The 21,280-nt window shown below is 59.4% G+C and carries 22 protein-coding genes; 9 read left to right on the plus strand and 13 right to left on the minus strand.

What is annotated here, in order from left to right:
• Position 1: 1 nt before the first annotated feature.
• From V8J83_RS10425 to rho, 6 genes are read right to left on the minus strand one after another with little or no spacing between them, the layout of a single operon-like run.
• Positions 2 to 910: a ParB/RepB/Spo0J family partition protein gene (locus tag V8J83_RS10425; protein ID WP_339986226.1), complete on the minus strand. Its 909-nt coding sequence runs from the start codon at positions 908 to 910 to the stop codon at positions 2 to 4.
• Positions 910 to 1,686: a ParA family protein gene (locus V8J83_RS10430; RefSeq protein ID WP_339986227.1), complete on the minus strand. Its 777-nt coding sequence runs from the start codon at positions 1,684 to 1,686 to the stop codon at positions 910 to 912. The genes V8J83_RS10425 and V8J83_RS10430 overlap by 1 nt, the downstream gene beginning before the upstream one ends.
• Position 1,687: 1 nt before the next feature.
• The gene (gene rsmG / locus V8J83_RS10435; RefSeq protein WP_339986228.1) at positions 1,688 to 2,323 is read right to left on the minus strand and encodes a 16S rRNA (guanine(527)-N(7))-methyltransferase RsmG; all 636 of its coding nucleotides are present in this window, start codon (positions 2,321 to 2,323) and stop codon (positions 1,688 to 1,690) included.
• Positions 2,320 to 4,194 (minus strand): tRNA uridine-5-carboxymethylaminomethyl(34) synthesis enzyme MnmG, encoded by a 1,875-nt coding sequence (mnmG, locus tag V8J83_RS10440; protein ID WP_339986229.1) that lies wholly within the window; start codon positions 4,192 to 4,194, stop codon positions 2,320 to 2,322. Before mnmG ends, rsmG begins: the two co-directional genes overlap by 4 nt.
• A gap of 2 nt (positions 4,195 to 4,196) precedes the next feature.
• A complete protein-coding gene (mnmE, locus tag V8J83_RS10445; protein WP_339986230.1) occupies positions 4,197 to 5,477 on the minus strand; it encodes a tRNA uridine-5-carboxymethylaminomethyl(34) synthesis GTPase MnmE in 1,281 nt (426 codons plus the stop codon).
• A 16-nt stretch (positions 5,478 to 5,493) separates the two neighbouring features.
• Positions 5,494 to 6,765 (minus strand): transcription termination factor Rho, encoded by a 1,272-nt coding sequence (gene rho, locus V8J83_RS10450; RefSeq protein WP_339986231.1) that lies wholly within the window; start codon positions 6,763 to 6,765, stop codon positions 5,494 to 5,496.
• 534 nt (positions 6,766 to 7,299) lie between these two features.
• Between rho and V8J83_RS10455 the strand changes: the two genes are divergently transcribed.
• Genes V8J83_RS10455 through dnaQ form a run of 4 tightly spaced genes read left to right on the plus strand, consistent with a single transcriptional unit; the run spans position 7,300 to position 9,999 of the window.
• Entirely contained in the window at positions 7,300 to 7,899 is a 600-nt protein-coding gene (locus tag V8J83_RS10455) for a Maf family protein (protein WP_339986232.1), read from the plus strand.
• A complete protein-coding gene (locus V8J83_RS10460) occupies positions 7,896 to 8,732 on the plus strand; it encodes a shikimate dehydrogenase (RefSeq protein WP_339986233.1) in 837 nt (278 codons plus the stop codon). Before V8J83_RS10455 ends, V8J83_RS10460 begins: the two co-directional genes overlap by 4 nt.
• A complete protein-coding gene (gene coaE / locus V8J83_RS10465) occupies positions 8,729 to 9,304 on the plus strand; it encodes a dephospho-CoA kinase (RefSeq protein WP_339986235.1) in 576 nt (191 codons plus the stop codon). Before V8J83_RS10460 ends, coaE begins: the two co-directional genes overlap by 4 nt.
• Positions 9,301 to 9,999, plus strand: coding sequence for a DNA polymerase III subunit epsilon (gene dnaQ / locus V8J83_RS10470; protein ID WP_339986237.1), 699 nt, complete (start codon positions 9,301 to 9,303; stop codon positions 9,997 to 9,999). The genes coaE and dnaQ overlap by 4 nt, the downstream gene beginning before the upstream one ends.
• Before the next feature lies 1 nt (position 10,000).
• On the opposite strand, the gene secB is transcribed toward dnaQ, so the two are convergent.
• Positions 10,001 to 10,516, minus strand: coding sequence for a protein-export chaperone SecB (gene secB / locus V8J83_RS10475; RefSeq protein ID WP_339986238.1), 516 nt, complete (start codon positions 10,514 to 10,516; stop codon positions 10,001 to 10,003).
• A 56-nt stretch (positions 10,517 to 10,572) separates the two neighbouring features.
• A complete protein-coding gene (locus V8J83_RS10480; RefSeq protein ID WP_339986239.1) occupies positions 10,573 to 11,037 on the minus strand; it encodes an FxsA family protein in 465 nt (154 codons plus the stop codon).
• Positions 11,038 to 11,160: 123 nt separating this feature from the next.
• Here V8J83_RS10480 and V8J83_RS10485 point away from each other — a divergent pair, with 123 nt between their 5' ends.
• Genes V8J83_RS10485 through V8J83_RS10495 form a run of 3 tightly spaced genes read left to right on the plus strand, consistent with a single transcriptional unit; the run spans position 11,161 to position 13,443 of the window.
• Positions 11,161 to 11,811: a Tim44/TimA family putative adaptor protein gene (locus V8J83_RS10485; RefSeq protein WP_339986240.1), complete on the plus strand. Its 651-nt coding sequence runs from the start codon at positions 11,161 to 11,163 to the stop codon at positions 11,809 to 11,811.
• Positions 11,812 to 11,814: 3 nt separating this feature from the next.
• Positions 11,815 to 12,831, plus strand: a complete 1,017-nt coding sequence (gene mltA / locus V8J83_RS10490; RefSeq protein ID WP_339986241.1) for a murein transglycosylase A — start codon at positions 11,815 to 11,817, stop codon at positions 12,829 to 12,831.
• A gap of 3 nt (positions 12,832 to 12,834) precedes the next feature.
• Positions 12,835 to 13,443: a Smr/MutS family protein gene (locus V8J83_RS10495; protein WP_339986242.1), complete on the plus strand. Its 609-nt coding sequence runs from the start codon at positions 12,835 to 12,837 to the stop codon at positions 13,441 to 13,443.
• Positions 13,444 to 13,566: 123 nt separating this feature from the next.
• Here the strand turns inward: V8J83_RS10495 and hslU are convergent, their stop codons facing one another.
• From hslU to crtD, 5 genes are all read right to left on the minus strand, one after another.
• On the minus strand, positions 13,567 to 14,877 hold the full coding sequence (gene hslU, locus V8J83_RS10500; protein ID WP_339986243.1) for an ATP-dependent protease ATPase subunit HslU: 1,311 nt from the start codon (positions 14,875 to 14,877) through the stop codon (positions 13,567 to 13,569).
• Positions 14,874 to 15,962 carry a hypothetical protein gene (locus V8J83_RS10505; RefSeq protein WP_339986244.1) on the minus strand — a complete coding sequence of 363 codons (1,089 nt, stop codon included), beginning with the start codon at positions 15,960 to 15,962 and terminating at the stop codon, positions 14,874 to 14,876. The genes hslU and V8J83_RS10505 overlap by 4 nt, the downstream gene beginning before the upstream one ends.
• The gene (hslV, locus tag V8J83_RS10510) at positions 15,959 to 16,516 is read right to left on the minus strand and encodes an ATP-dependent protease subunit HslV (protein ID WP_339986246.1); all 558 of its coding nucleotides are present in this window, start codon (positions 16,514 to 16,516) and stop codon (positions 15,959 to 15,961) included. The genes V8J83_RS10505 and hslV overlap by 4 nt, the downstream gene beginning before the upstream one ends.
• A gap of 65 nt (positions 16,517 to 16,581) precedes the next feature.
• The gene (crtC, locus tag V8J83_RS10515; protein WP_500796467.1) at positions 16,582 to 17,490 is read right to left on the minus strand and encodes a carotenoid 1,2-hydratase; all 909 of its coding nucleotides are present in this window, start codon (positions 17,488 to 17,490) and stop codon (positions 16,582 to 16,584) included.
• Positions 17,400 to 18,959: a 1-hydroxycarotenoid 3,4-desaturase CrtD gene (gene crtD / locus V8J83_RS10520; RefSeq protein WP_339986248.1), complete on the minus strand. Its 1,560-nt coding sequence runs from the start codon at positions 18,957 to 18,959 to the stop codon at positions 17,400 to 17,402. The genes crtC and crtD overlap by 91 nt, the downstream gene beginning before the upstream one ends.
• A gap of 202 nt (positions 18,960 to 19,161) precedes the next feature.
• Between crtD and V8J83_RS10525 the strand changes: the two genes are divergently transcribed.
• Together V8J83_RS10525 and V8J83_RS10530 are read left to right on the plus strand one after the other, a co-directional pair.
• A complete protein-coding gene (locus tag V8J83_RS10525; RefSeq protein ID WP_339986249.1) occupies positions 19,162 to 20,034 on the plus strand; it encodes a polyprenyl synthetase family protein in 873 nt (290 codons plus the stop codon).
• Positions 20,035 to 21,171, plus strand: coding sequence for a methyltransferase (locus tag V8J83_RS10530; protein ID WP_339986250.1), 1,137 nt, complete (start codon positions 20,035 to 20,037; stop codon positions 21,169 to 21,171).
• The last annotated feature ends 109 nt before the right edge of the window (positions 21,172 to 21,280 follow it).

Raw genomic sequence — 21,280 nt, forward strand, 5'->3', positions numbered from 1 at the left:
TTCAAGGCGCACTGAGGAGCTTCATCAAGTCATCAAGCTTCTCTAAGTCTTTGTAATGAATAGATATTTTTCCCGTACCAGATTGCGTATTGTGATCAATGCTCACCTTTGTCGAAAGTGCGGCGGTCAAATCAGCCTCCAGCGCACGCGTATCGGCATCCTTCTCTGAAGGGGTCCGCTTACCAGCGGCACCTGAGGCACCTGTTTCGGCAGAGGACTTTGCAGCCTTCTCAACCGCACGGACCGAAAGCGCTTCTGCAATGGCGCGGCGCGCCAGGGCGATTGGATCATTGGCGGTCAGCAAAGCCCGCGCATGACCTGCACTAAGTTGCCCGTCACGCACCATGGTTTGAATTTCATCGGGCAACTGCAGCAACCGCATCACATTCGCCAGATGGCTACGGCTTTTGCCCATCGCAGTCGAAAGCTCGAGCTGCGTGTGCCCAAACCGATCCATCAGCTGCTTGTAGCCTTGCGCCTCTTCCATCGGGTTCAGATCAGAGCGCTGAATATTTTCAATGATGGCGACCTGAAGCAGTTCATCTTCATCGAAATCACGAACCACCACAGGCACATCATGCAATTTCGCCATTTGCGCGGCACGCCACCGGCGCTCACCCGCGACGATTTGAAATTTGGTCGAATCGTTTGGATCCGGACGCACAATCAACGGCTGAATGATTCCATGCTCTTCGATCGATTGCGCAAGCTCCCGCAACTCATCATCGCGGAACATCCGACGGGGTTGATCCGGGTTGGCACGCAGGTCCTCAATTGGCAACGTGCGGTCCGGGCGTGCTTGAACACCCGCTGCACTCGTTGGAGTCGGCGTATCGCCTCCCGCGTCAATATCCGCCATCAGCGCAGACAATCCCCGGCCCAGACCCCGTTTCTCGGTTGATCGTGCCATTATGCGGTCTCCTGGGTCTGAGGTTCGCGATCAAGCAACTCATTCGCCAGATCAATGTAAGCCTGACTGCCCTTTGACGCAGGGTCATAAGAAATCACGGGCAGGGCAAATGATGGCGCTTCGCTCAGACGCACGTTGCGGGGAACAATCGTGTCGAACACCAACTCCCCTAGTGTTGCGCGCGCGTCATCCTCGACTTGCTTGCTAAGGTTCATCCGCGCATCATGCATCGTCAGAACTACACCTTCGATCCGAAGCGCTGGATTGGCCGTTTCGCGCACCTCGCGCACCGTCAACATCAGCTGCGAGAGCCCCTCAAGCGCAAAAAACTCCGCCTGCAATGGCACAAGTAGGGAATGCGCCGCGGTCAGCGCGTTCAACGTCAGAAGGCTCAACGAGGGCGGGCAATCAATCAACACGTAGTCGTACGGAACTGCTTGCGCCAATGCCTCTTTCAAAAGAAATACCCGGTTATCTCGCTGGCCGAGCTCAATATCGGTTGAACTCAAATCCGTCGTCGCAGGGGCAATCCACAAGTCATCGACCTGTGTTTTCTGGGCAACGTCGGCAAGATCGGCACCGTCCAAAAGCAAATCGTATGTAGATTTCACACGATCCGCCGGATCGATTCCCAATCCCGTGGACGCATTGCCTTGAGGATCCAGGTCGACGATCAAAACCCTGAACTTCATCGAAGCAAGCGTCGCGCCAAGATTGATCGCCGTCGTCGTTTTTCCGACGCCGCCTTTTTGGTTTGTAATCGCAACGATGCGCATTTCAGGCCTCGTCTTTCAACTGGCTGGTATCGAATCTCAGGATCACCGCATCAGGATGGGTGACACTCGGCACGGGTTCACAGATGCTTTGCCAGCGTATCGGTAGCGTTTCAACCTCTTCCCGCCAAGCGTGACCTTTTGAAAACAGCAGCTGCGTTTTCGGTGTCAGATGCGGTTTGGCATGGTCGATCAACGTGGATAGATCGCTCAAAGCACGCGCGGACACGACATCCGGTAATTGCTTCGGGATATCACCGATGCGACGCGAAAGGATATGAACTGTGACACCCATTTTTCGCGCCACTTCCCTTAGAAAACCGCACTTTCTGATGTCACTCTCGACCAATGTCACACGATAGTCGGGATCGTTTTCGGTGCCCATGGCCGCAATCACCAAGCCCGGAAAACCACCGCCCGACCCGAGATCAAGCCAGTTCGTTGAATAACGTGGTGCGATCTGGAAAAGCTGTGCCGAATCGACAAAGTGCCTGCTCCATGCCTCATCCAAGGTTGCTGGCGCGACTAGATTGACCGTGCGCTGCCACTTTTGAAGGAGGTCGTAATAGACCTGTAGCCGCTCCAATGTTTCACGTGAAACATGATGTGCCAGCCAAGCTTTGGCGTCTTCTTCGGTCACGCCGATTTCCGATCAATCTTCCGCAGCTGCGTCAAGATTAAGGCAAGTGCCGCTGGAGTCATCCCATCGATCCGGCCGGCCTGAGCAAGCGTTGCAGGTTGTACTCGCGATAACTTCGACCGCAATTCGTTCGACAATCCGATCACGTCCTCATAGGCAAAATCACCGGGAATTTGCTTTGCCTCATCGCGCTCCAACGCTTGCGCATCCCTCTGCTGGCGCGCAACGTAAGTCGCATAGGTCGCCTCTATCTTAAGCTGCTTCGCAGTCGATGCATCCAAATCCTTGATCCTCGGCGCAATCGGCGCAAGATCGAAAACCTGAACATCCGGAAACGCAAGATATTCCATACCTGTGCGGCGCTTACCGTCTGCATTAACCGAAATTCCGGCTTCATTCGCCTCCTTGGGTGTTGCGGTAAACCCACCAAGAAGCTCCCGACCCTTTTCCAATCGGTCCATCTTGGCCTCAAACACCGTCCGGCGCTCTTGGTCGATAAGTCCCAGATCAGAAGCAATCGGCGTCAATCGCTCATCGGCATTGTCGGCACGAAGCGACAATCGGTACTCCGCACGCGAGGTAAACATTCGGTAAGGCTCAGCCACTCCACGCGTGATCAGGTCGTCGATCATTACTCCGATGTAGCTTTCTCGGCGCCTAAAGTGCACCGCATCGCGCCCCTGAGACTCCAAAGCGGCGGACAAACCGGCCACCAACCCTTGCGCCGCCGCCTCTTCATATCCCGTTGTCCCATTGATTTGACCCGCTAGATACAACCCGGGACAGGCGCGAAGCTCCAGCTGAGCTGACAAGCAAGTCGGATCCACGTAATCATATTCAATTGCATAACCCGGCTGCAGTATCTCAGCCGCCTCCAGGCCAGCGATCGACCGCACATAGGCGTCTTGCACATCCTCTGGAAGCGACGTTGAGATCCCATTTGGATAGACGACATCCGAAGTCAGACCTTCAGGCTCCAGGAAAATCTGGTGTGACTCCTTATCACTGAACCGAACGATCTTGTCTTCAATCGACGGACAATACCGCGGCCCCACACCTTCGATCATGCCCCCATACATCGCGGAACGGGACAGGTTTTTCTCTATGATGTCATGCGTTCGACTATTGGTATGCGTGATCCCACAAGCAACTTGCCGCGCCTGAACCCTGTTGGTCAGGAATGAAAAAAACGTTGGATCCTCATCCGCTTTCTGTTCCTGGAGTATATCCCAGTTGATAGAGCTGCTTTTTATGCGGGGCGGGGTTCCCGTCTTGAGGCGCCCCATAGGAAGGCTCATCGCGTCCATCCGCTCCGCAAGCTTAACAGCAGGGCGATCCCCCATACGGCCGCCTTCGATTTTCCGGTCCCCGATATGGATAATCCCGCGCAGAAACGTGCCCGTCGTCAGAACCACAGCACGCGCACCGACCTCACTACCGTCTGCCAAGGTGACGCCAACGGAGCGGCCGTCATGTACAAGCAGATCAGCAACCTCGCCCTCAATCAACGTAAGGTCATCCAACACGGCAACATGATCCTGGATGGCCTGAGCGTACAGAACCCGGTCCGATTGCGTTCGCGGGCCCTGCACCGCTGCACCTTTTCGCCGGTTTAGCAAACGATACTGGATACCGGATGCATCAGCAGCACGGCCCATGACACCGCCGAGCGCGTCAATCTCACGTACCAGATGGCCCTTCCCCAAACCACCAATCGCTGGATTACAGGACATGACTCCAAGATCAGCCTGTCGCAAAGTGACCAGTGCAGTGCGCGCACCAGCCCGCCGAGCCGCGTCGGCGGCTTCCACGCCAGCATGGCCTCCACCAACGACAACAACATCGAAGCTTGGATGTTTCACGTGAAACACTCCTATTTCCCGATACAAAACCGAGAGAAAATTTCGCCAAGGATATTCTCTACATCAACGCGACCAATTACCGAGTCAAGCGCCCGCAGCCCATCTTGAATATGCTCCGCCACAATCTCAACTTCGCCAACGCCACGCATAACCTCACCCGCCGCGATAAACTCCGATCTCGCACGCTGCATTCCGCCTCTTTGTCGCGCCGAGATCGTAGCTCGAACCTGCACCACGCGTTCCGACAAAAGTGCGGACACATCGGAGATGAGACGATCAAGGCCCTCTCCCGTCAGACCAGATACACCACCTGCGCCGGTCACATCGGCCTTCGCTCCGTAGGTGAGATCAATCTTGTCCTGAAGTCGCGCCGGAAGCTCAAACCCGTTGGATGCCAAAAGAATCCTCAGATCCGCATCTATCGCGCGATCTATCGCACGAGACACACCAATCTTTTCCACCTCATCCGCCGTTTCACGCAAACCGGCGGTGTCCAAAAACGTTACTGCAAGCCCGGCAATATCCAACCGAGCCTCTATGATATCACGCGTCGTGCCGGCCACATTGGACGTAATCGCGATATCGCGGCCTGCCAGAGCGTTGAGCAATGTTGATTTACCTGCATTCGGTGCACCAAGAATAGCGACCTCAAAGCCATCCCGAACCCGTTCTGCAATATGGGACCCGTCAATTTCCGCGGTAAGCTCGCTATTCAGCTGATCCAAGAGATCCAGAACCTCCGGTGCTACATTCACAGGAACCTCTTCATCCGCAAAATCAATCGTCGCGGTTACAAGCGCGGCTGCTCGAAGTCCAGTAGCCCGTAAGTCATTCATTTTCTTCGACAAAGCACCGGAAAACACGTGCTGCGCCTGAAGTCGTTGCGCTTCCGTTTCCGCCTCAACCAGGTCGCCAAGACCTTCGACCTGCGCAAGATCAAGCTGGTCGTTCATAAGCGCTCGCTTGGTGAACTCGCCAGCCTCCGCTTCCCGCGCCAGCCCGGTCGCCATGATCCGACGCTCAACAGCCCGGATGACGGCTACACTGCCGTGCAAGTGAAGCTCCAGAACGTCCTCTCCGGTAAAACTGTTGGGCCCCTCAAAGACAAGCACCAAAGCCTGGTCAAGGATCGCGCCGTCTTCCGACATGACAACCCGCAAACCATGACGCCCCGCGCCCGGCAAGCTCCCACACAGCGCGCACCCGATGGCAAACGCCTCCGGTCCAGACACCCGCATGATTGCAACGCCCGCCTTCCCCCGGGCCGTTGCCAGGGCGAAAATGGTCTGCATCACATCACCCTTTGGTTCAGGTATTCATGGAATCGAAGAATTCCGAATTCGTTTTCGTCTGTTTCAACTTCGAAATCAGAAACTCGATGGCATCCGTCGTCCCCATCGGGTTCAGAATCCGGCGCAGCACGAAGGTCTTCTGCAGATCACCCTTATCGACGAGCAGATCTTCCTTCCGCGTCCCCGACTTGAGAATATCCATCGCCGGATACACTCGCTTGTCCGCAATCTTGCGGTCCAGAACGATCTCGCTGTTACCGGTGCCTTTGAATTCTTCGAAGATCACCTCGTCCATCCGGCTGCCGGTATCGATAAGCGCCGTCGCAATAATGGTCAGCGATCCACCTTCTTCGATGTTTCGCGCGGCACCAAAGAAACGCTTTGGACGCTGTAGCGCGTTGGCATCAACACCACCGGTCAAAACCTTGCCCGACGACGGGACAACGGTGTTGAACGCACGGCCCAGACGCGTGATTGAATCCAGCAAGATCACCACGTCCCGCTTATGCTCCACCAAACGCTTGGCCTTTTCGATTACCATTTCCGACACCGCCACGTGGCGCGTTGCAGGTTCATCGAAGGTCGACGAAATCACTTCGCCCTTCACCGACCGCTGCATATCGGTAACTTCCTCGGGCCGTTCATCGATCAGCAAAACAATCAGGTAACATTCAGGATGGTTGCTCTCGATGGAATTGGCGATGTTCTGCAACAGAACCGTCTTACCCGTCCTCGGCGGCGCCACGATCAGGCTCCGCTGGCCTTTCCCGATCGGTGAAACAAGGTCGATGATTCGCGCCGAGCGATCCTTGATCGTCGGGTCCTCGATCTCCATCGTCAGGCGTTCATCGGGATAAAGCGGGGTCAGGTTGTCGAACGCCACCTTGTGCCGAGCCTTTTCCGGTGCCTCAAAATTGATCAATGACACATTCACCAGGCAGAAATACCGCTCACTCTCCTTAGGGGCGGTGATAACGCCCTCGACCGTATCGCCCGTGCGAAGCGAATGCTGACGGATCATATCAGGCGAGACGTAGATATCATCTGGGCCCGGCAGGTAATTCGCTTCAGGGCTGCGCAGGAATCCGAACCCGTCTTGAAGCACCTCAAGAACACCGTCACCGGAGATTTCCCATCCTTCCTCAGCACGCTCCCGCAGGATCTCGAACATCATGTCGCCCTTGCGCATGGTCGAGGCATTTTCGATCTCAAGCTCTTCCGCCATAGACAAAAGGTCTTTTGGGGATTTCGCTTTCAGATCAGCAAGGCTCAGGGATTCAGTTGTCATAGGGGGTCATCCAACGCACGACGTCCTTTACAGGAGCGTGGTGTCCATCATTCAATGTGAGAAGCAGCCACTCCGAACGGAGCGCAAGGTTGCAGGTAAGGACTTCGCTTTTCTCTGTCAACTCGCGCGATGCTCTCCATCCACCCTATAAAACAAGAAAGAAAGAATCTTTATTGTTGTTGGTAGTAGGGCCGTGGATTTCCGGGAGAACCCAGATTTCCCGGTTTCATCCACAAGGTTTTCTGAGGTGTGTGAAACTTCAGCACCTGACCTGAATATGTGGATAACGAGTTAAAATACATAAAAATCAATAACATATGTGAAGTATTCCTGAGAATATCTTCTCTTGAGCCCTTTAACGTTTGTGGGCGAAACCATTAACCATGTTCTACGCTTTCACAATCGTACCCGGGGGTAAATTGCGGAAGCGCGAGGCGAAAATCGCGTAACTTCCGACTTGACGCGGCAACGGGCGGAGTCCTTCACATTGGCTCCAGCGTTGTCCCGTGAAATTTCCACAGAGTTCCCCAAAAGATGATCGATCTTATCCTAGCATCGGCCTCTCCGATCCGACGGCAGCTTCTTGAAAATGCCGGCCTGAACATCGAATCGCGCCCTGCCCGCATAGATGAAGACGCCATCCGCGAATCGTTGCAGGCAGAAGACGCAGGACCAAGGGACATCGCTGACACATTGGCCGAATTCAAAGCGCGCCGCGTGGCCGAGAGCGCACCGCCTGATGCGCTCGTGCTTGGGTGTGATCAAATCCTCTCCGTCAAGCGCCGTGTCTTCGCCAAACCGTCAAATAAGGACGAGGCCTTCGAGCAGCTGAAACAGCTACAAGGTCAAACGCATCATCTGATGTCCGCAGCCGTGCTTTATGAAGAAAACAAACCGGTTTGGCGTCATGTCGGCGTTGTTCGTATGACCATGCACACTTTCTCCGACGATCAGATTGCCACCTATCTCGATACCGCCTGGCCAAACGTGTCCTATTGCGTCGGCGCCTATCAGGCCGAAGCCGTCGGTGCCCGGCTGTTCTCTCGGATCGAAGGCGATTGGTTCTCGGTTCTGGGCTTGCCGTTGCTTGATGTCCTTTCCCATCTGCGATTGCGCGGTATGTTATCGCCATGACCAAACCTTCCATCCCTCTGGCCGGCGTGATTGGCGACCCGGTTTCGCATTCCCTGTCCCCGAAGCTGCACGGCCATTGGCTCAAGCGCTATCGATTGCCCGGTCATTACGTCCCGCTCCACGTCGGTCATCAGGATTTGGCCGAAGTGCTGGGCGTTCTGCCCCGGATGGGGTTCGTCGGCGCAAACGTTACGCTGCCCCACAAGGAACAAGTGCTGGCGCTGGCCGATACCGTCACAGATCGCGCCGCCCTTATCGGGGCTGCAAATACGTTAACCGTTCGGTCGGATGGTCTGATTCAGGCCGACAATACCGACGGTATGGGGTTTCTGTCGAACATTCGCCAATCCTTGCCCGGCTGGACCGCATCCGCCGGTCCTGCGCTGGTCCTTGGATCTGGCGGTGCGGCCAAGGCGATTGTCTCCGCGCTGATCTCCGATGGCGCGCCCGTTATCCATGTCGCCAACCGAACCCGGCTGCGCGCCGACGCTCTGCGTGAGCAATTCGGCGCGCGGGTCTCTCCTATCGACTGGACGCAAATCCCCGATTTCATCCGTGATACGGCCCTGATCGTGAACACAACGGCTCTAGGCATGACTGGCCAGGCCCCGCTTACGATTGACCTGTCGCGCTTATCGCCGCCCACCGTTGTCACCGACATCGTGTATGCACCGCTCGAAACCGATCTTTTGCGCAATGCGGCGGAGAGGGGCTGCGAAACCGTCGACGGGTTGGGCATGTTGTTGCACCAAGCTGTCCCCGGCTTCGAACGCTGGTTCAGCTATACCCCAATGGTCGATGACGACCTCCGCGCCGCGGTACTTGGCGGATGACAACGATCCTTGGCCTGACAGGGTCGATCGGGATGGGCAAAAGCACCACCGCCCAGATGTTTCGCGATGCCGGCATTCCGGTCTGGGATGCGGACGCCGCTGTTCATGCGCTCTACGCCCCAACCGGTCCTGCGCCAAAGCTGTTCCACGCCACTTTTCCCGGAAGCGTCGGGCCCGACGGGCATGTTGATCGAGCCTACCTCCGCACCTTGATCGCGAAAGATCCCGGCGTTTTGGATCAGATCAACGCCATCATTCACCCCCTCGTCGCGCAAGTCCGTGCGGATTTCCTGAAACGCCATAACGGATTGGTCGTCCTGGACGTTCCACTGCTTTTCGAAACCGGCCTTGAAGCGCGGTGTGACAAGGTTGCCGTGGTCAGTGTCGATGCCAAAACCCAAAAGGCGCGCGTCTTGGCGCGTGGCACAATGACCGACGAAGATTTTGACGCCATCCTATCGCGTCAAGTGCCCGATGCCGAGAAGCGGCGCAAAGCCGACTACATCATAGACACTTCCACAATTGATGTGGCACAAGATGCAGTGAACTCCATCATTGCTGAGCTGACATGAGAGAAATCGTTCTCGATACCGAAACCACCGGTTTGAACCCCTTCGACACGCCTCGTCACCGGATCGTCGAAATCGGCGCGGTCGAGCTGTTCAATCAGGTTCCCACCGGCAAGACTTACCACCAATACATCAACCCCGACCGCGACATGCCGACCGAAGCGTTCGAGGTGCATGGCATCGGAATGGATTTCCTCGCCGACAAACCGGCGTTCGCCGATATTGCGCCGCAATTCCTGGATTTTGTTGGTGACGCAAAGATGGTCATCCACAATGCCGAATTCGATATGCGCTTTCTCAATGCTGAACTCGAATGGTCCGGCCACCGGCTCCTCCCCAATGATCAGGCGCTTGATACGCTCAAAATTGCGCGTCGCCGCTTCCCTGGATCGCCGGCATCATTGGATGCCCTGTGCCGCCGGTTCGGGATCGACAATTCGGCCCGCGAAAAGCACGGCGCCCTGCTCGACTCTGAAATCCTGGCCGAGGTCTATCTTGAACTGACCGGTGGCAAGCAGCCCGACTTCGCGCTGGCGCAAACCCAATCCCGTCAATCCGCCTCGGATCGCGATCAGAACTGGCGACCGACCCAGCGCGCGGCTGCACTTCCGTCGCGTCTGTCCGAAAGCGAAAAGGCCGCGCATGCGGCCTTTGTCGAGAAGCTTGGGGAAGACGCCCTTTGGACGCGGTTCCAGTAAGTCAGGCAGTGCCTTGCGGTTGCTGCTGGGCCTGACGTGCTGCCAGTTGCTGCCGGTACAACGCTACGAAATCGATCTGATCAAGGTTCAGCGGCGGATATCCCCCGTCGCGGGTCACGTCCGAAATGATCCGGCGCACAAACGGGAACAGCATCCGAGGGCATTCGATCATCAGGAACGGATGCAATTGCTGTTCGTTGATGTTGTCGATCGAGAACACCCCACCATATTCCAGCTCGATCAGGAAAACCGACTTCGGCTCGTCTTCCTTGGTCTTGGATTCGACCTTTAGCTTCATGATCACATCGTACTGGTTCTCGGTCGTCCGCTTGCGCGCATCCAACGCCACCTGAACCTGAATGTCCGGCTGGCCCTGTGCGGCGACGGCGTTTTGCACCGCGGCGTTCTCAAACGACAGGTCGCGGATGAACTGGCCGAGGATTTGCATCTTGGGAAGCTGAACCGCAGGCTGTGCAGCGCCGTTTTCGGTTTCGCCATTGGCCGAAGCGTCGGACATGGATCGTTCTCCTGAATCTATGGTTGCGGGCGACATAACAGGCCCGCGCACAGGCCTCAATGCCTGCGCCAGCCCGATGGACCCGCAGGCCGATCCGTATCGGAGTCGCTGTAGGTGCCTTCGATGATCGTCTCATCCTGCGGCTGCCATCCCCGATCCGTTCGCACGGTCTGCACATTTACCCGCTTCTTGATCTCAAGCAGCACCCGGTTGCGCACCCCCGGCACCAGAAGTGCAAAGCCTACCGCATCGGTGAAAAACCCCGGCGTCAACAAAAGCGCACCGGAAAACAGGATCATCGCCCCATGCGCCAGCGGCTCCGTCGGATCCCGCAAATCGTCAAATGACGTGCGCAATTGTTGCATAGCGCGCGCGCCCTGGCTTTTCACCAACATCGTCCCCGCAATCGCCGTCACCACGACAATGGCCAAAGTCGGCCAAAGGCCAAGCCATCCACCGACCTGAATAAATAAAGCGATCTCGATCAACGGAACCGCAATGAACAACAAAAGCAGGCGCATATCACCCTTCCTTCCTAACAACGGCCTATTGCCGCGGATGGGCTGTCATGGACTTGACCCCACCCCTGCCTTACATATGTGGCGTCTACACAGGTTTTTAACCCATTCCCCCGCCGAGGTGCCATGAACTCGTCCCTTTTGTCCTTGCTGGTTCTGGCCGGCGTCGCGATTTTCTTGATCTTGCGCCTGCGCTCCGTTCTCGGGTCGCGCGAGGGGTTCGAACGCCCATCCGCCCGTGCCGATGGCACGCCCCGCCGTGACTTTGAAGTCATTGAAGGCGGCCCGGATGAAGATATCACCGACCATGTCGAAGACGGGTCCGACAGCGCCAAGGCCCTTGCCGCGATGAAAATGGCAGAGCCCGGCTTCAACGTTAGCGAATTCCTTGGCGGCGCGCGGCAAGCCTACGAGATGATCCTGATGTCGTTCGAGCGCGGCGATGTCGACGGGCTGAAGCCATTCCTGGCCGATGACGTGATGGAAACATTCGAGACCGTCATCAATCAGCGCAACGAACAAGGCCTCACGATCGAAGCGGAATTCGTTGGCGTGCGTGACATGGCGCTGCAGAACGCCACCTTCGACCGGTCTTCCGGCGAGGCCGAGATTGTCGTGCGTTTCGTCGGCGAATTGACCAGCGTGGTGCGCAATTCCGACGGTGAGATCATCGAAGGCGATGCCTCTGAGATCAAGCGGCAGCGCGATGTCTGGACCTTCGCGCGCACCATGGGCGCGGATGATCCGAACTGGGCCCTGGTGGCAACTGACGGATGATCCATGGGACTGCGCGTCGTTGCGATGGCTTTGGCGATCTTTGCTACCGCGGCTTCGGCAGATGAACCCGTGCAGCTTCTGACCTTCGATGAACTGGACGGCTGGGCCGAGGATGACCATTCCGCGGCCCTTTCCGTGTTCCGCAATACCTGCATCGATCTCAACGGGTCCGATTGGGACGCGATCTGTGCTGTGTCCGAAACGACAAGCGACGCGCGCACCTTCTTTGAACTGTTCTTCCGCCCGGTGCTGATCGGCGGCGAAGCGCCTGCGTTGTTCACCGGCTACTACGAGCCGCAGCTTGAAGGCTCTCGCACACGCAGCGCCCGCTTTCGCTATCCGGTCTATCGCCTGCCACCGGAAGTCGATGGCCAATGGCTCTCCCGCCAGGAGATCGAGGAAAGCCGCGTGTTGGAAGGCCGCAACCTTGAAATTGCCTGGGTCGATGATCCGGTCGAACTGTTCTTCCTTCAAATCCAGGGTTCAGGTCGCATCCGTCTGGCCGAAGGCGGCGTAATCCGCGTCGGCTATGGCGGGCGGAACGGCCACGAGTATCGTTCAATCGGACAAGAGCTTGTCCGACGGGGCGTGTATCAACCGCATCAGGTCTCCGCTCAGGTGATTCAATCCTGGGTCCGCCGAAATCCCGTCGCCGGGCAGACACTTCTGTATCACAACCCCAGTTACGTTTTCTTTCGCGAGGTCGACATCGACGACCCCGACCTTGGCCCCCTGGGTGCGATGAACCGCAACATCACCCCGCACCGCTCTATCGCAATCGATCCGGATCACACACCGCTCGGTGCGCCGGTCTGGATCGAAAAGGACGGTGAAACACCGATCCGCCGCTTGATGATCGCGCAGGACACCGGCGGTGCCATCCAGGGCCCGCAGCGCGCAGATATCTTCTTTGGCTTTGGTGATGATGCGGGCGAAGCGGCCGGCGTGATCCGCGACCCCGGCCGTATGATGGTGCTTTTGCCGGTCGAACTGGCCCACCAGTTGATCCCGGACGCCTGACCCGTGGCGCGGCGCGGCAAACGTGGCCTGTCCGAAGAGGATAAGGCCCTGTGGGAAAGGGTCGCCGCCAGCGCCACGCCGATGGACCGGAGCGGTGCCCCGAAAATTGCGCCCGAGCCCGCCAAACCGAAACCCTCAATCCGCCGCGAGACATCGACCACCGCCGACAGGCTCCCGGCGTTCCGCATCGGGGAAAAAGCGTCTTTCGCCGCCAACCCGGTCAATCACTCGCCGACGCTCTCCGCGCGGCTCGCCCATGCGCCGGTTCGAATGGATCAGGCCACGCACAAGCGCATGGTCCGCGGCAAGCTGAAGCCCCAAGACCGCATCGACCTGCACGGCATGGTTCTGGCTGAAGCGCATCCGGCGCTGATTTCCTTCATCAGCAGCGCCTATGAACGCAACCTGCGTCTGGTTCTGGTGATCACCGGCAAGGGCAAGGATCGCGATGGTGGTGGGCCGATCCCGATCCGGCGCGGCGTTCTCAAGCATCAGGTGCCAAGTTGGCTGCACGCTCCGCCGCTCGGGCTGATGGTGCTCGATATTCGCGAAGCCCACCAACGCCATGGCGGTGGCGGCGCCTATTACGTCTACCTCAAGCGCAGCCGTTAAAGCGCTTCGGTTTGAGCCTGCGTCAGCAGATCAAACCGAAGCGCCTACGACGGTTGGATAAAGGGCGCTTTCCAACACAAGCCGATGTCGCGGGTTTGTCTCGAAATGCTTTAGGCGTACCGTTCAAAGAACGTACCGGCTCAGGTCCGTACTCCGCGTCAATTCGCCAAGGTTCTGTTCCACGAATCCCGCATCGACCGTCACAGCCTGCCCCGATTTGTCCGGCGCAGTGAAACTCAGCTCCTCGAACACGCGCTCAAGCACGGTATATAGCCGCCGTGCCCCGATGTTCTCCACGCTTTCGTTGACCTCCGCCGCGATCTTCGCCAGCGCGGCAATGCCCTGCTCGGTGAAAGTCACCTCCACCTGCTCGGTCGCCATCAACGCCGTGTATTGCCGGGTCAGCGCATTGTCCGTCTCCGTCAGGATTCGCACGAAATCCTCTTCCGTCAGTGCCCGCAAGTTCACCCGGATCGGCAAACGCCCCTGCAATTCCGGAAGCAGATCACTGGGCTTGGCGATGTGAAACGCCCCCGAAGCGATGAACAGGATATGATCGGTCTTCACTGGCCCATGCTTGGTGGACACGGTCGTCCCTTCGATCAGTGGCAGCAAATCGCGCTGCACGCCTTCGCGCGATACATCCGCCCCCCGCGCATCGGACCGCGCACAGACCTTGTCGATTTCGTCGATGAACACGATCCCGTTCTGCTCCACCGCGCGCATGGCTTCCTTCGTCACCATCTCCGGGTCCAGCAATTTGTCGGCCTCCTCGTCGATCAGGATGTCGTAACTCGCCGCCACTGACAGTCGCCGTTTCACCTTGCGTCCGCCCATCCCCTTGAACAGATCGCCCAGGTTCATCATCCCGCCCATTTGCCCCATGCCGGGTTGACCGGGGATCTCAAAGCCGCCCAACGGATTGGAATTGTCCGTGACTTCCAGCTCGATAATCGTGTCGTCCAATTCCCCATCACGAAGCTTCTTGCGGAACATCTCGCGCGTCTGATCGCGCGCCCCGTCACCGGCCAGCGCTTCGATCACCCGCTCTTCGGCGGCGTCATGGGCCTTGGCCTTCACCTCTTCGCGCATGTTCTCGCGGATCATCACCTGCGCCGCATCCACCAGGTCGCGCACGATCTGTTCGACGTCGCGGCCGACATACCCCACCTCGGTGAACTTCGTCGCTTCCACCTTGATGAACGGCGCGCGCGCCAGCTTGGCCAACCGCCGGGAAATCTCCGTCTTGCCGACACCCGTAGGCCCGATCATCAGGATGTTCTTCGGATACACCTCGTCGCGCAAATCATCGCCCAACTGCTTTCGGCGCCAGCGGTTGCGCAGGGCCACGGCCACGGCACGCTTGGCGTCTTTCTGGCCGATGATGAAGCGATCCAATTCGCTGACGATTTCGCGGGGGGTCAGGTCACTCATGCAGAGGTCTCCTTTAGGGCCCCGGGATTAGACCAAGGGGGCAATCTGTTTTTTCCGGGAAAGACGGGCAGGGCGCGCATGATCGCGCCGCGCATCGCCTCCCATTGCGCACCAAGCAAGACAAGGCCCGCTCCGAGCAGCAGGATGACGAAGAACGCACCTTCACCCTCCACCACCGAGATGGAAAGCGCGACGACATATCCGACACCCGACACAAGGAACGATCGCCGGTCGATGATCACGGCAAAGACCGCCATCGCCGTGACGAACATAACAAGCGCCACCTTCGATCCGGCATCGCCGTTCTCGAACAACGTCAGCGCCACAGTGTTCACAATCGCTGGCGCCGCAATCACATGCAGCCAAAAGCCCGACGCCGCCCGCCGCGTCACGCGGTGCGGGTCGCTCATGTCGAAGGCCATCGCGATGATCAGGCCGATCAAGCCCAAAACGATGGTCAAAACCGCAAATGGCCCATCCGCCGACAGCAGAAAGATATCTTCAACCGAAGTGGGCAACGCTCCGTTCAAGGTCGCAACGCCAAAGGCCACAACCACAACGCTGACCGCGATCAGGGCCACGGTGAACGGCACGCGGAAAAAGAAGTAATATCCAACCAGGGCAAGCCCCGCCAAACCGGCTGAGGTGATCAGGACCCCCTGCAGGTTCAGGTCCAGCATCGCACCAAAAGATCCGCTGAACTGCACCGCCGAAAGCCCGAACATGATCGCCAGTGCAATCGACGGTGCCACCATGCGCCGCCTAAGCGTGAAATACCGCGCCAAAAGCGCCACGCCGATCATCGAGACACAGCCGAAAACCATGCCCAGAACCCAGCCATTGGTTGCGGCCAGAAGCGAAAAGCCCGTCGCCCCCGACCAGCCCAGATAAAGCACCGTCAGGCCCACAACGATGAAGATCTCGTTGAACCCCTTGAACAACTCGAACGGTTCATCAAGCCCGGTCCGCCGCGCCCGCAAGCCGTCTCGCTCTTCGGCCAGGCTGATCAACGACGCGGCCTGCGCCTCGCTCATCAGACCGGCGCCCACAGCCGCCCGCAGATCATCGCGGGTGATCTGGCTCATGCCTCGATCACTTCAACCGTCAGGTTGCCGTTGGTGTAAACGCAGATATCGGCCGCAATCTGCATCGCCTCGCGCGCAATCGTTTCGGCATCCTTGTCGGTGTCGAGCATCCCGCGCGCAGCGGCCAGCGCGAAGTTTCCGCCCGATCCGATCGCGGCAATCCCATGCTCCGGCTCTAACACGTCGCCCGCACCCGTGATGATGTAAAGCTCCGCCCCATCCGTCACGATCAACATCGCTTCCAGCTTCTGAAGGTACTTGTCCGTGCGCCAATCCTTGGCCAGATCCACGCTCGCGCGCTGCAATTGCCCCGGTGTCGCTTCAAGCTTGCTCTCCAGCCGCTCCAGAAGGGTGAACGCATCCGCCGTCGATCCCGCAAACCCGCAGACAACCTCGTATCCGCCGGGCTGGAGCCTCCGCACTTTCCGCGCGCTGCCCTTGATCACGGTCTGGCCAAGGCTCACCTGCCCGTCACCGGCGACAACCACCTTGCCACCCTTGCGCACGCCAATGATCGTCGTGCCGTGCCAACCGGGGAATTCGTCTCGTGCCATCGGGGCCTCCATTCGTTGACCGTCTATATGGAGGGCCGCCGGGATGGTCGCAAGCGCAGTGCGCCTTATGCCCACCGTCTGCGTCGCGGCACCCGCACGGCCAACATCGGCATCAACCACGGCCCCCGAAACCGATCCAGATCCAGCGCTTCATAGACCCCAACGGTTTCTTCCCCGTTGATCTTCGTCTTGATCGCCGAGCGGTTGTAAAACGGCGCGTCCAGCATGGCTTTGACCTGATGCGGGCGGAAATCCGCATCGGCCCGCGTCTCACGCCGAACCATCCACAAAGGGCGGTTTAGTCTCTGTTTCGGCGGCATCTTGATGGCATGTGGCGTCCCATCGCTGGCAAACCCGACCCCCGTGGCAAGGGTCGTCCCGTCGCGCCGCTCAAGGTCGTAGAAACACGCCGACCCGTCCCGCAACGGAAACCGCCCCCAGGTCCAGTAATTGAAATCCGCCTCCAACGCGCGCGTGCCGAAATTCGCATCGAAATACCCGTGCCCGGACCATTTCCACCCCGCCCGGTTCAGATCGACCTCGATCCGCGCGGTCGGCGCAAATGGGCGCCAGACATGTGCGCCATCCTCGCTCAACAACATCTCCCGATCCGTCAACGCGCTCGGATGCACCGTCACCGTTCCGCTTACCTTCTGCGCATGCGGCGTGCTCATCTCGTCGATCTGCACCTCCAGCCGGTCGCCTTTCCAGACCATCGCACTTGGCCCGATCTGCAACCTGTCCCGCGACAGGCCAAGCGCCTCTTCACCCCGATCCGTCATCGTCCACCGCCCGCCGCGCCCATAGGTCACCACGTTCAGGCAGCAGTGATTGGCCGGGTTCTCCCGCCCGCTCCAGCGATACCAGGGCGAGAAAACCGACCCTATGAAGCCGATGATCGAGATGGCGCGCGTGCCGCAATCGCTGATCCCGTCGACATACCACCAAGCGTAGCCGTCGCTTGGGACGTCGATATCAAAGCAAGGTCGCTCCGTATCGCCTCTGCCGCGTGCTTCCCGGAGAGGCAGGCCATCGGAATCCCCGCTCCCGGATGCGCCCCGCCCCCCGCCAGGTACAGGCCTCGGATCGCCGTCCGCGCCGTGGGTCTTTGAAACGTCGCGTTCATCCCGTGCGGGCTCCGCCCGTAAAGGGAACCGTCCGATGCCGGAAAGGTTCGGTCGAAGTCCAGCGGTGTGGTCAGCGCGGTCGTCCCGGGCCGAGGGGAGAAGGTCAGACCCATCGCCTGTAACGTCTCGAACGTGCGTGTTCGACATGTATTTCTCTCCTCTTGGGTCGTTTTGTGGCCGGGTGGTCCGTTCATGATAATCTCGAACCGTTGCGGCCCGGGTGTCCCGTGATCCTGCGCGCAGACATAAAGCGTCGCGTCGCGCGGCATCTTGCCCTTCGACAGATCGCCAAACTCAACCTTGGGATCCGCGCAGAAGAACACGTTGTGATGCGCCAGATCGACGCCGCTGGGCTCTGCCGCAAAGCCCCAGACAAAGGCGGAATAGCTTCGCGGCTCCGTGCCCACCCTCGGTATGGCCCCTGTCACGGCCTCGCCAAGATACCCGTCACGCAGCGCCTTCGGATCGCCGTTGAACACAACCAGATCGCAGGGCAGGGCGCGTCCATCCCCCAGGCGCACCTCGCGAACACCACCTTCACCGGCCTCGATCCGCTCCACCGCCGTCCCGAATTCAAACGAAACACCCTTCGCCTGCGCCACCCGCATCATCGCCTGCGCCAGCCCGTGCAGTCCGCCGTCAACCGCCCAGACGCCCTGCGCCTCCGAATGCCAGATCAGGCCTAGAACCGCCGGGCTCTGATACGGCGAGCCGCCCACATAGGTCGCATACCGCCCGAACAATTGCCGCAACCGCGCATCGCTGAACCGCATCGCAAGCTTCCGCGCAAGGCTCAGCCCCGGCGCCATCGCGGGGATCAGACGCGGACTCTTCATCACACGCGCCGCCAATTGCCCGAACGCAGGCGCGCCCGCCTGCATCACCGGCGCATCGAACGCCTCGTAAAGCCGCTTCGCCTCCGCTGAAAACGCCCGAAATTCGCGCGCGGATTTTGCCCCGGCGAAATCGCCAACCGCCTCCGCACTCCGCTCCGGCTCATCAAACAGGTCCAGCGTCGATCCATCCCGCCACCAATGCCGCGCCAAAAGTGCATCGCGGTGCAGCGTCACATGATCGCTCAGCCGTTCGCCCACATCCGCAAACAGCGCCTCGAACACCGGCCGCATCGTCAAAACCGTTGGCCCGATATCGACCGGCCCCGCCACCGAAGGTGCGGTGCGCATTTTGCCCCCCGGGTGATCCGCCATTTCTATGACATGCACGTCCAACCCCTGCGCCGCCAGACGCAAAGCAGCCGAGAGCCCGCCGATTCCGGCGCCGATCACCACAACTCGGGTCAGTCGCTTGTCCTCCACGCCGGGTCTGGAAAAAGACGCATTACCAATGCCCTGCACCGATTTCGGTGCTGTAGGGACATTGACGAAAGATCCATTCTTGCGGCTTTTCCAGAACGCATATGTGTCAGCTTATGTTGACACGTCGCTCTGATATGTCCAGTCTGATTTACATATCGGGTGTCACAGGACGCCCCCGAATCTCGTGACCGGAGGTCAGGCCATGCCGTTGAAATCCCGCATCGAAAGCGCCATCGCGGCGGCCATCGCCGAAGGGCAGGGCGCGCTTGCCCCGCCCAGGCTCGCCTCGGCACTCGACTATGCCGTGAACCCGGGTGGCGCGCGGATCCGGCCCACGATCTGTCTCTCGGTTGCCTTGGCCTGCGGTGATGATCAGCCCACCTTGTCGAACGCTGCCGCTACCGCGATCGAGCTGATCCATTGCGCCAGCCTCGTCCACGATGACATGCCCTGTTTCGACGATGCGGACACCCGCCGCGGCAAGACCTCCGTCCACAAGGCCTATGGCGAACCGCTTGCGCTGCTCACGGGCGATTCGCTTATCATTGCGTCGTTTGAAACGCTCACCCGCGCTGCCGAAGCCGACCCGATGCGCGCCATCACGCTGCTGCGGGTATTGGGCGAATCGACCGGCATGCCGGGCGGGATCTGCGCGGGTCAGGGCTGGGAGAGTGAGGATAAGATCGACCTCTCCGCCTATCACCGCGCCAAGACCGGCGCGCTCTTTACGGCCGCCACCCGTATGGGTGCGGCAAGCGCCGGTGAGTATCCCGAACCCTGGACCGAGCTTGGCGCCCGCATTGGCGAAGCCTTCCAGGTCGCGGATGATCTGCGCGACGCACTTTATGATGAAGCCACCCTGGGCAAGCCCGCCCATCAGGATGAAATTCACGACCGCCCCAACGCCGTCAGCACCTATGGCGTGCGCGGCGCGATTACCCATCTCGAAGACATTCTATCCGGCGCGATTTCGTCGATACCATCCTGCCCCGGCGAAGCAATGCTCGCCGAAATGGTCCGCAAAACGGCCGAGCGGCTCACCCCCGTCATGCCCCCGGTTCAGGCCGCCGAGTAGATGGCACTTGCCGACCCCGACACTCCGCGCCCGTCCCTGAAGGATCGCCTTTACGCTTGGCGCACCGCGCTCATCGGGTCGCGCCGGTTCCAACAACGCGCCGCGCGCCTGCCCATCGCCCGCACCATCGCGCGACAGGATGGCGAAGCACTCTTCGATCTGGTTGCGGGCTTTGTGCACAGTCAGGTCCTGATGGCCTTTGTGCAATTCGACCTGCCCCATCACCTCGCGTCTCAACCTCGTACATTGGCTGATCTTTCGACCCGGACCGGCATAACAGAGCCGCGCCTACAACGTCTGGCCCAAGCCGCCAGTGCTCTTGGCCTGATGGCGCGTCAATCCGATGGCCGCTATGCGCTGGGCCGTCTGGGTGCCGCACTGCCCGGCATTCCCGGCCTGCAACAGATGATCCGGCACCACGATGTCCTCTACCGCGATCTTTCCGATCCGGTCGCGTTTTTCCGCGATGGCTCCGACACCGAGCTGGCGCAGTTCTGGCCCTATGTTTTTGGTGCCACCGGCAAAGCCGACCCCGAAGTCGCCGCCACCTATTCCGAGCTTATGGCCGACAGTCAGACCCTCGTCGCCGAAGAAGCCCTCGCCCATCTGGACCTCTCCAAGACCCGCACGCTCCTCGACGTCGGCGGCGGCACCGGCGTGTTCCTGACCGCCGCGGCCCATGCTAATCCCCACCTGTCGCTGCAACTCTTTGACCTGCCCGAAGTCGTTGACCCCGCCACCGCCCGGTTCGAGCGCGAAGGCCTCTCCGCCCGCGCCACGATCACCGGCGGATCCTTCCGCAGCGATCCCCTTCCCACCGGTGCCGACACGATCAGCCTCGTGCGCGTGCTCTACGATCACGCCGACGAAACGATTACCGCCCTTCTCGCTAAGGTCCACGACACCCTGCCATCCGGCGGGCGGATCATCGTGGCCGAACCGATGTCCGGTGGCGCGACCCCGACCCGCGCGGGGGACGCGTATTTCGGGATCTACTGCATGGCCATGCAAACCGGTCGCGCCCGCTCCGTCGATGAGATCGCGGCGCATCTTGAAGCCGCCGGTTTTGTTGGGATTTCCCCTGTGAAAACAAGACGCCCCTTCGTGACGGGCCTTGTCGATGCCCGCAAACTGTAAACCTGGGCGAACAGTTTCTCAGATAATGTCTATTCTGATTGACATCACATAGTGTCAGGTTAAACTGACACCTAAGGAATTGCGCCCCGAGATTCTGTCTCACCAGTCC

This window comes from Gymnodinialimonas ulvae (assembly GCF_037543845.1).
In the GTDB taxonomy this organism is placed as follows: domain Bacteria; phylum Pseudomonadota; class Alphaproteobacteria; order Rhodobacterales; family Rhodobacteraceae; genus Gymnodinialimonas; species Gymnodinialimonas ulvae.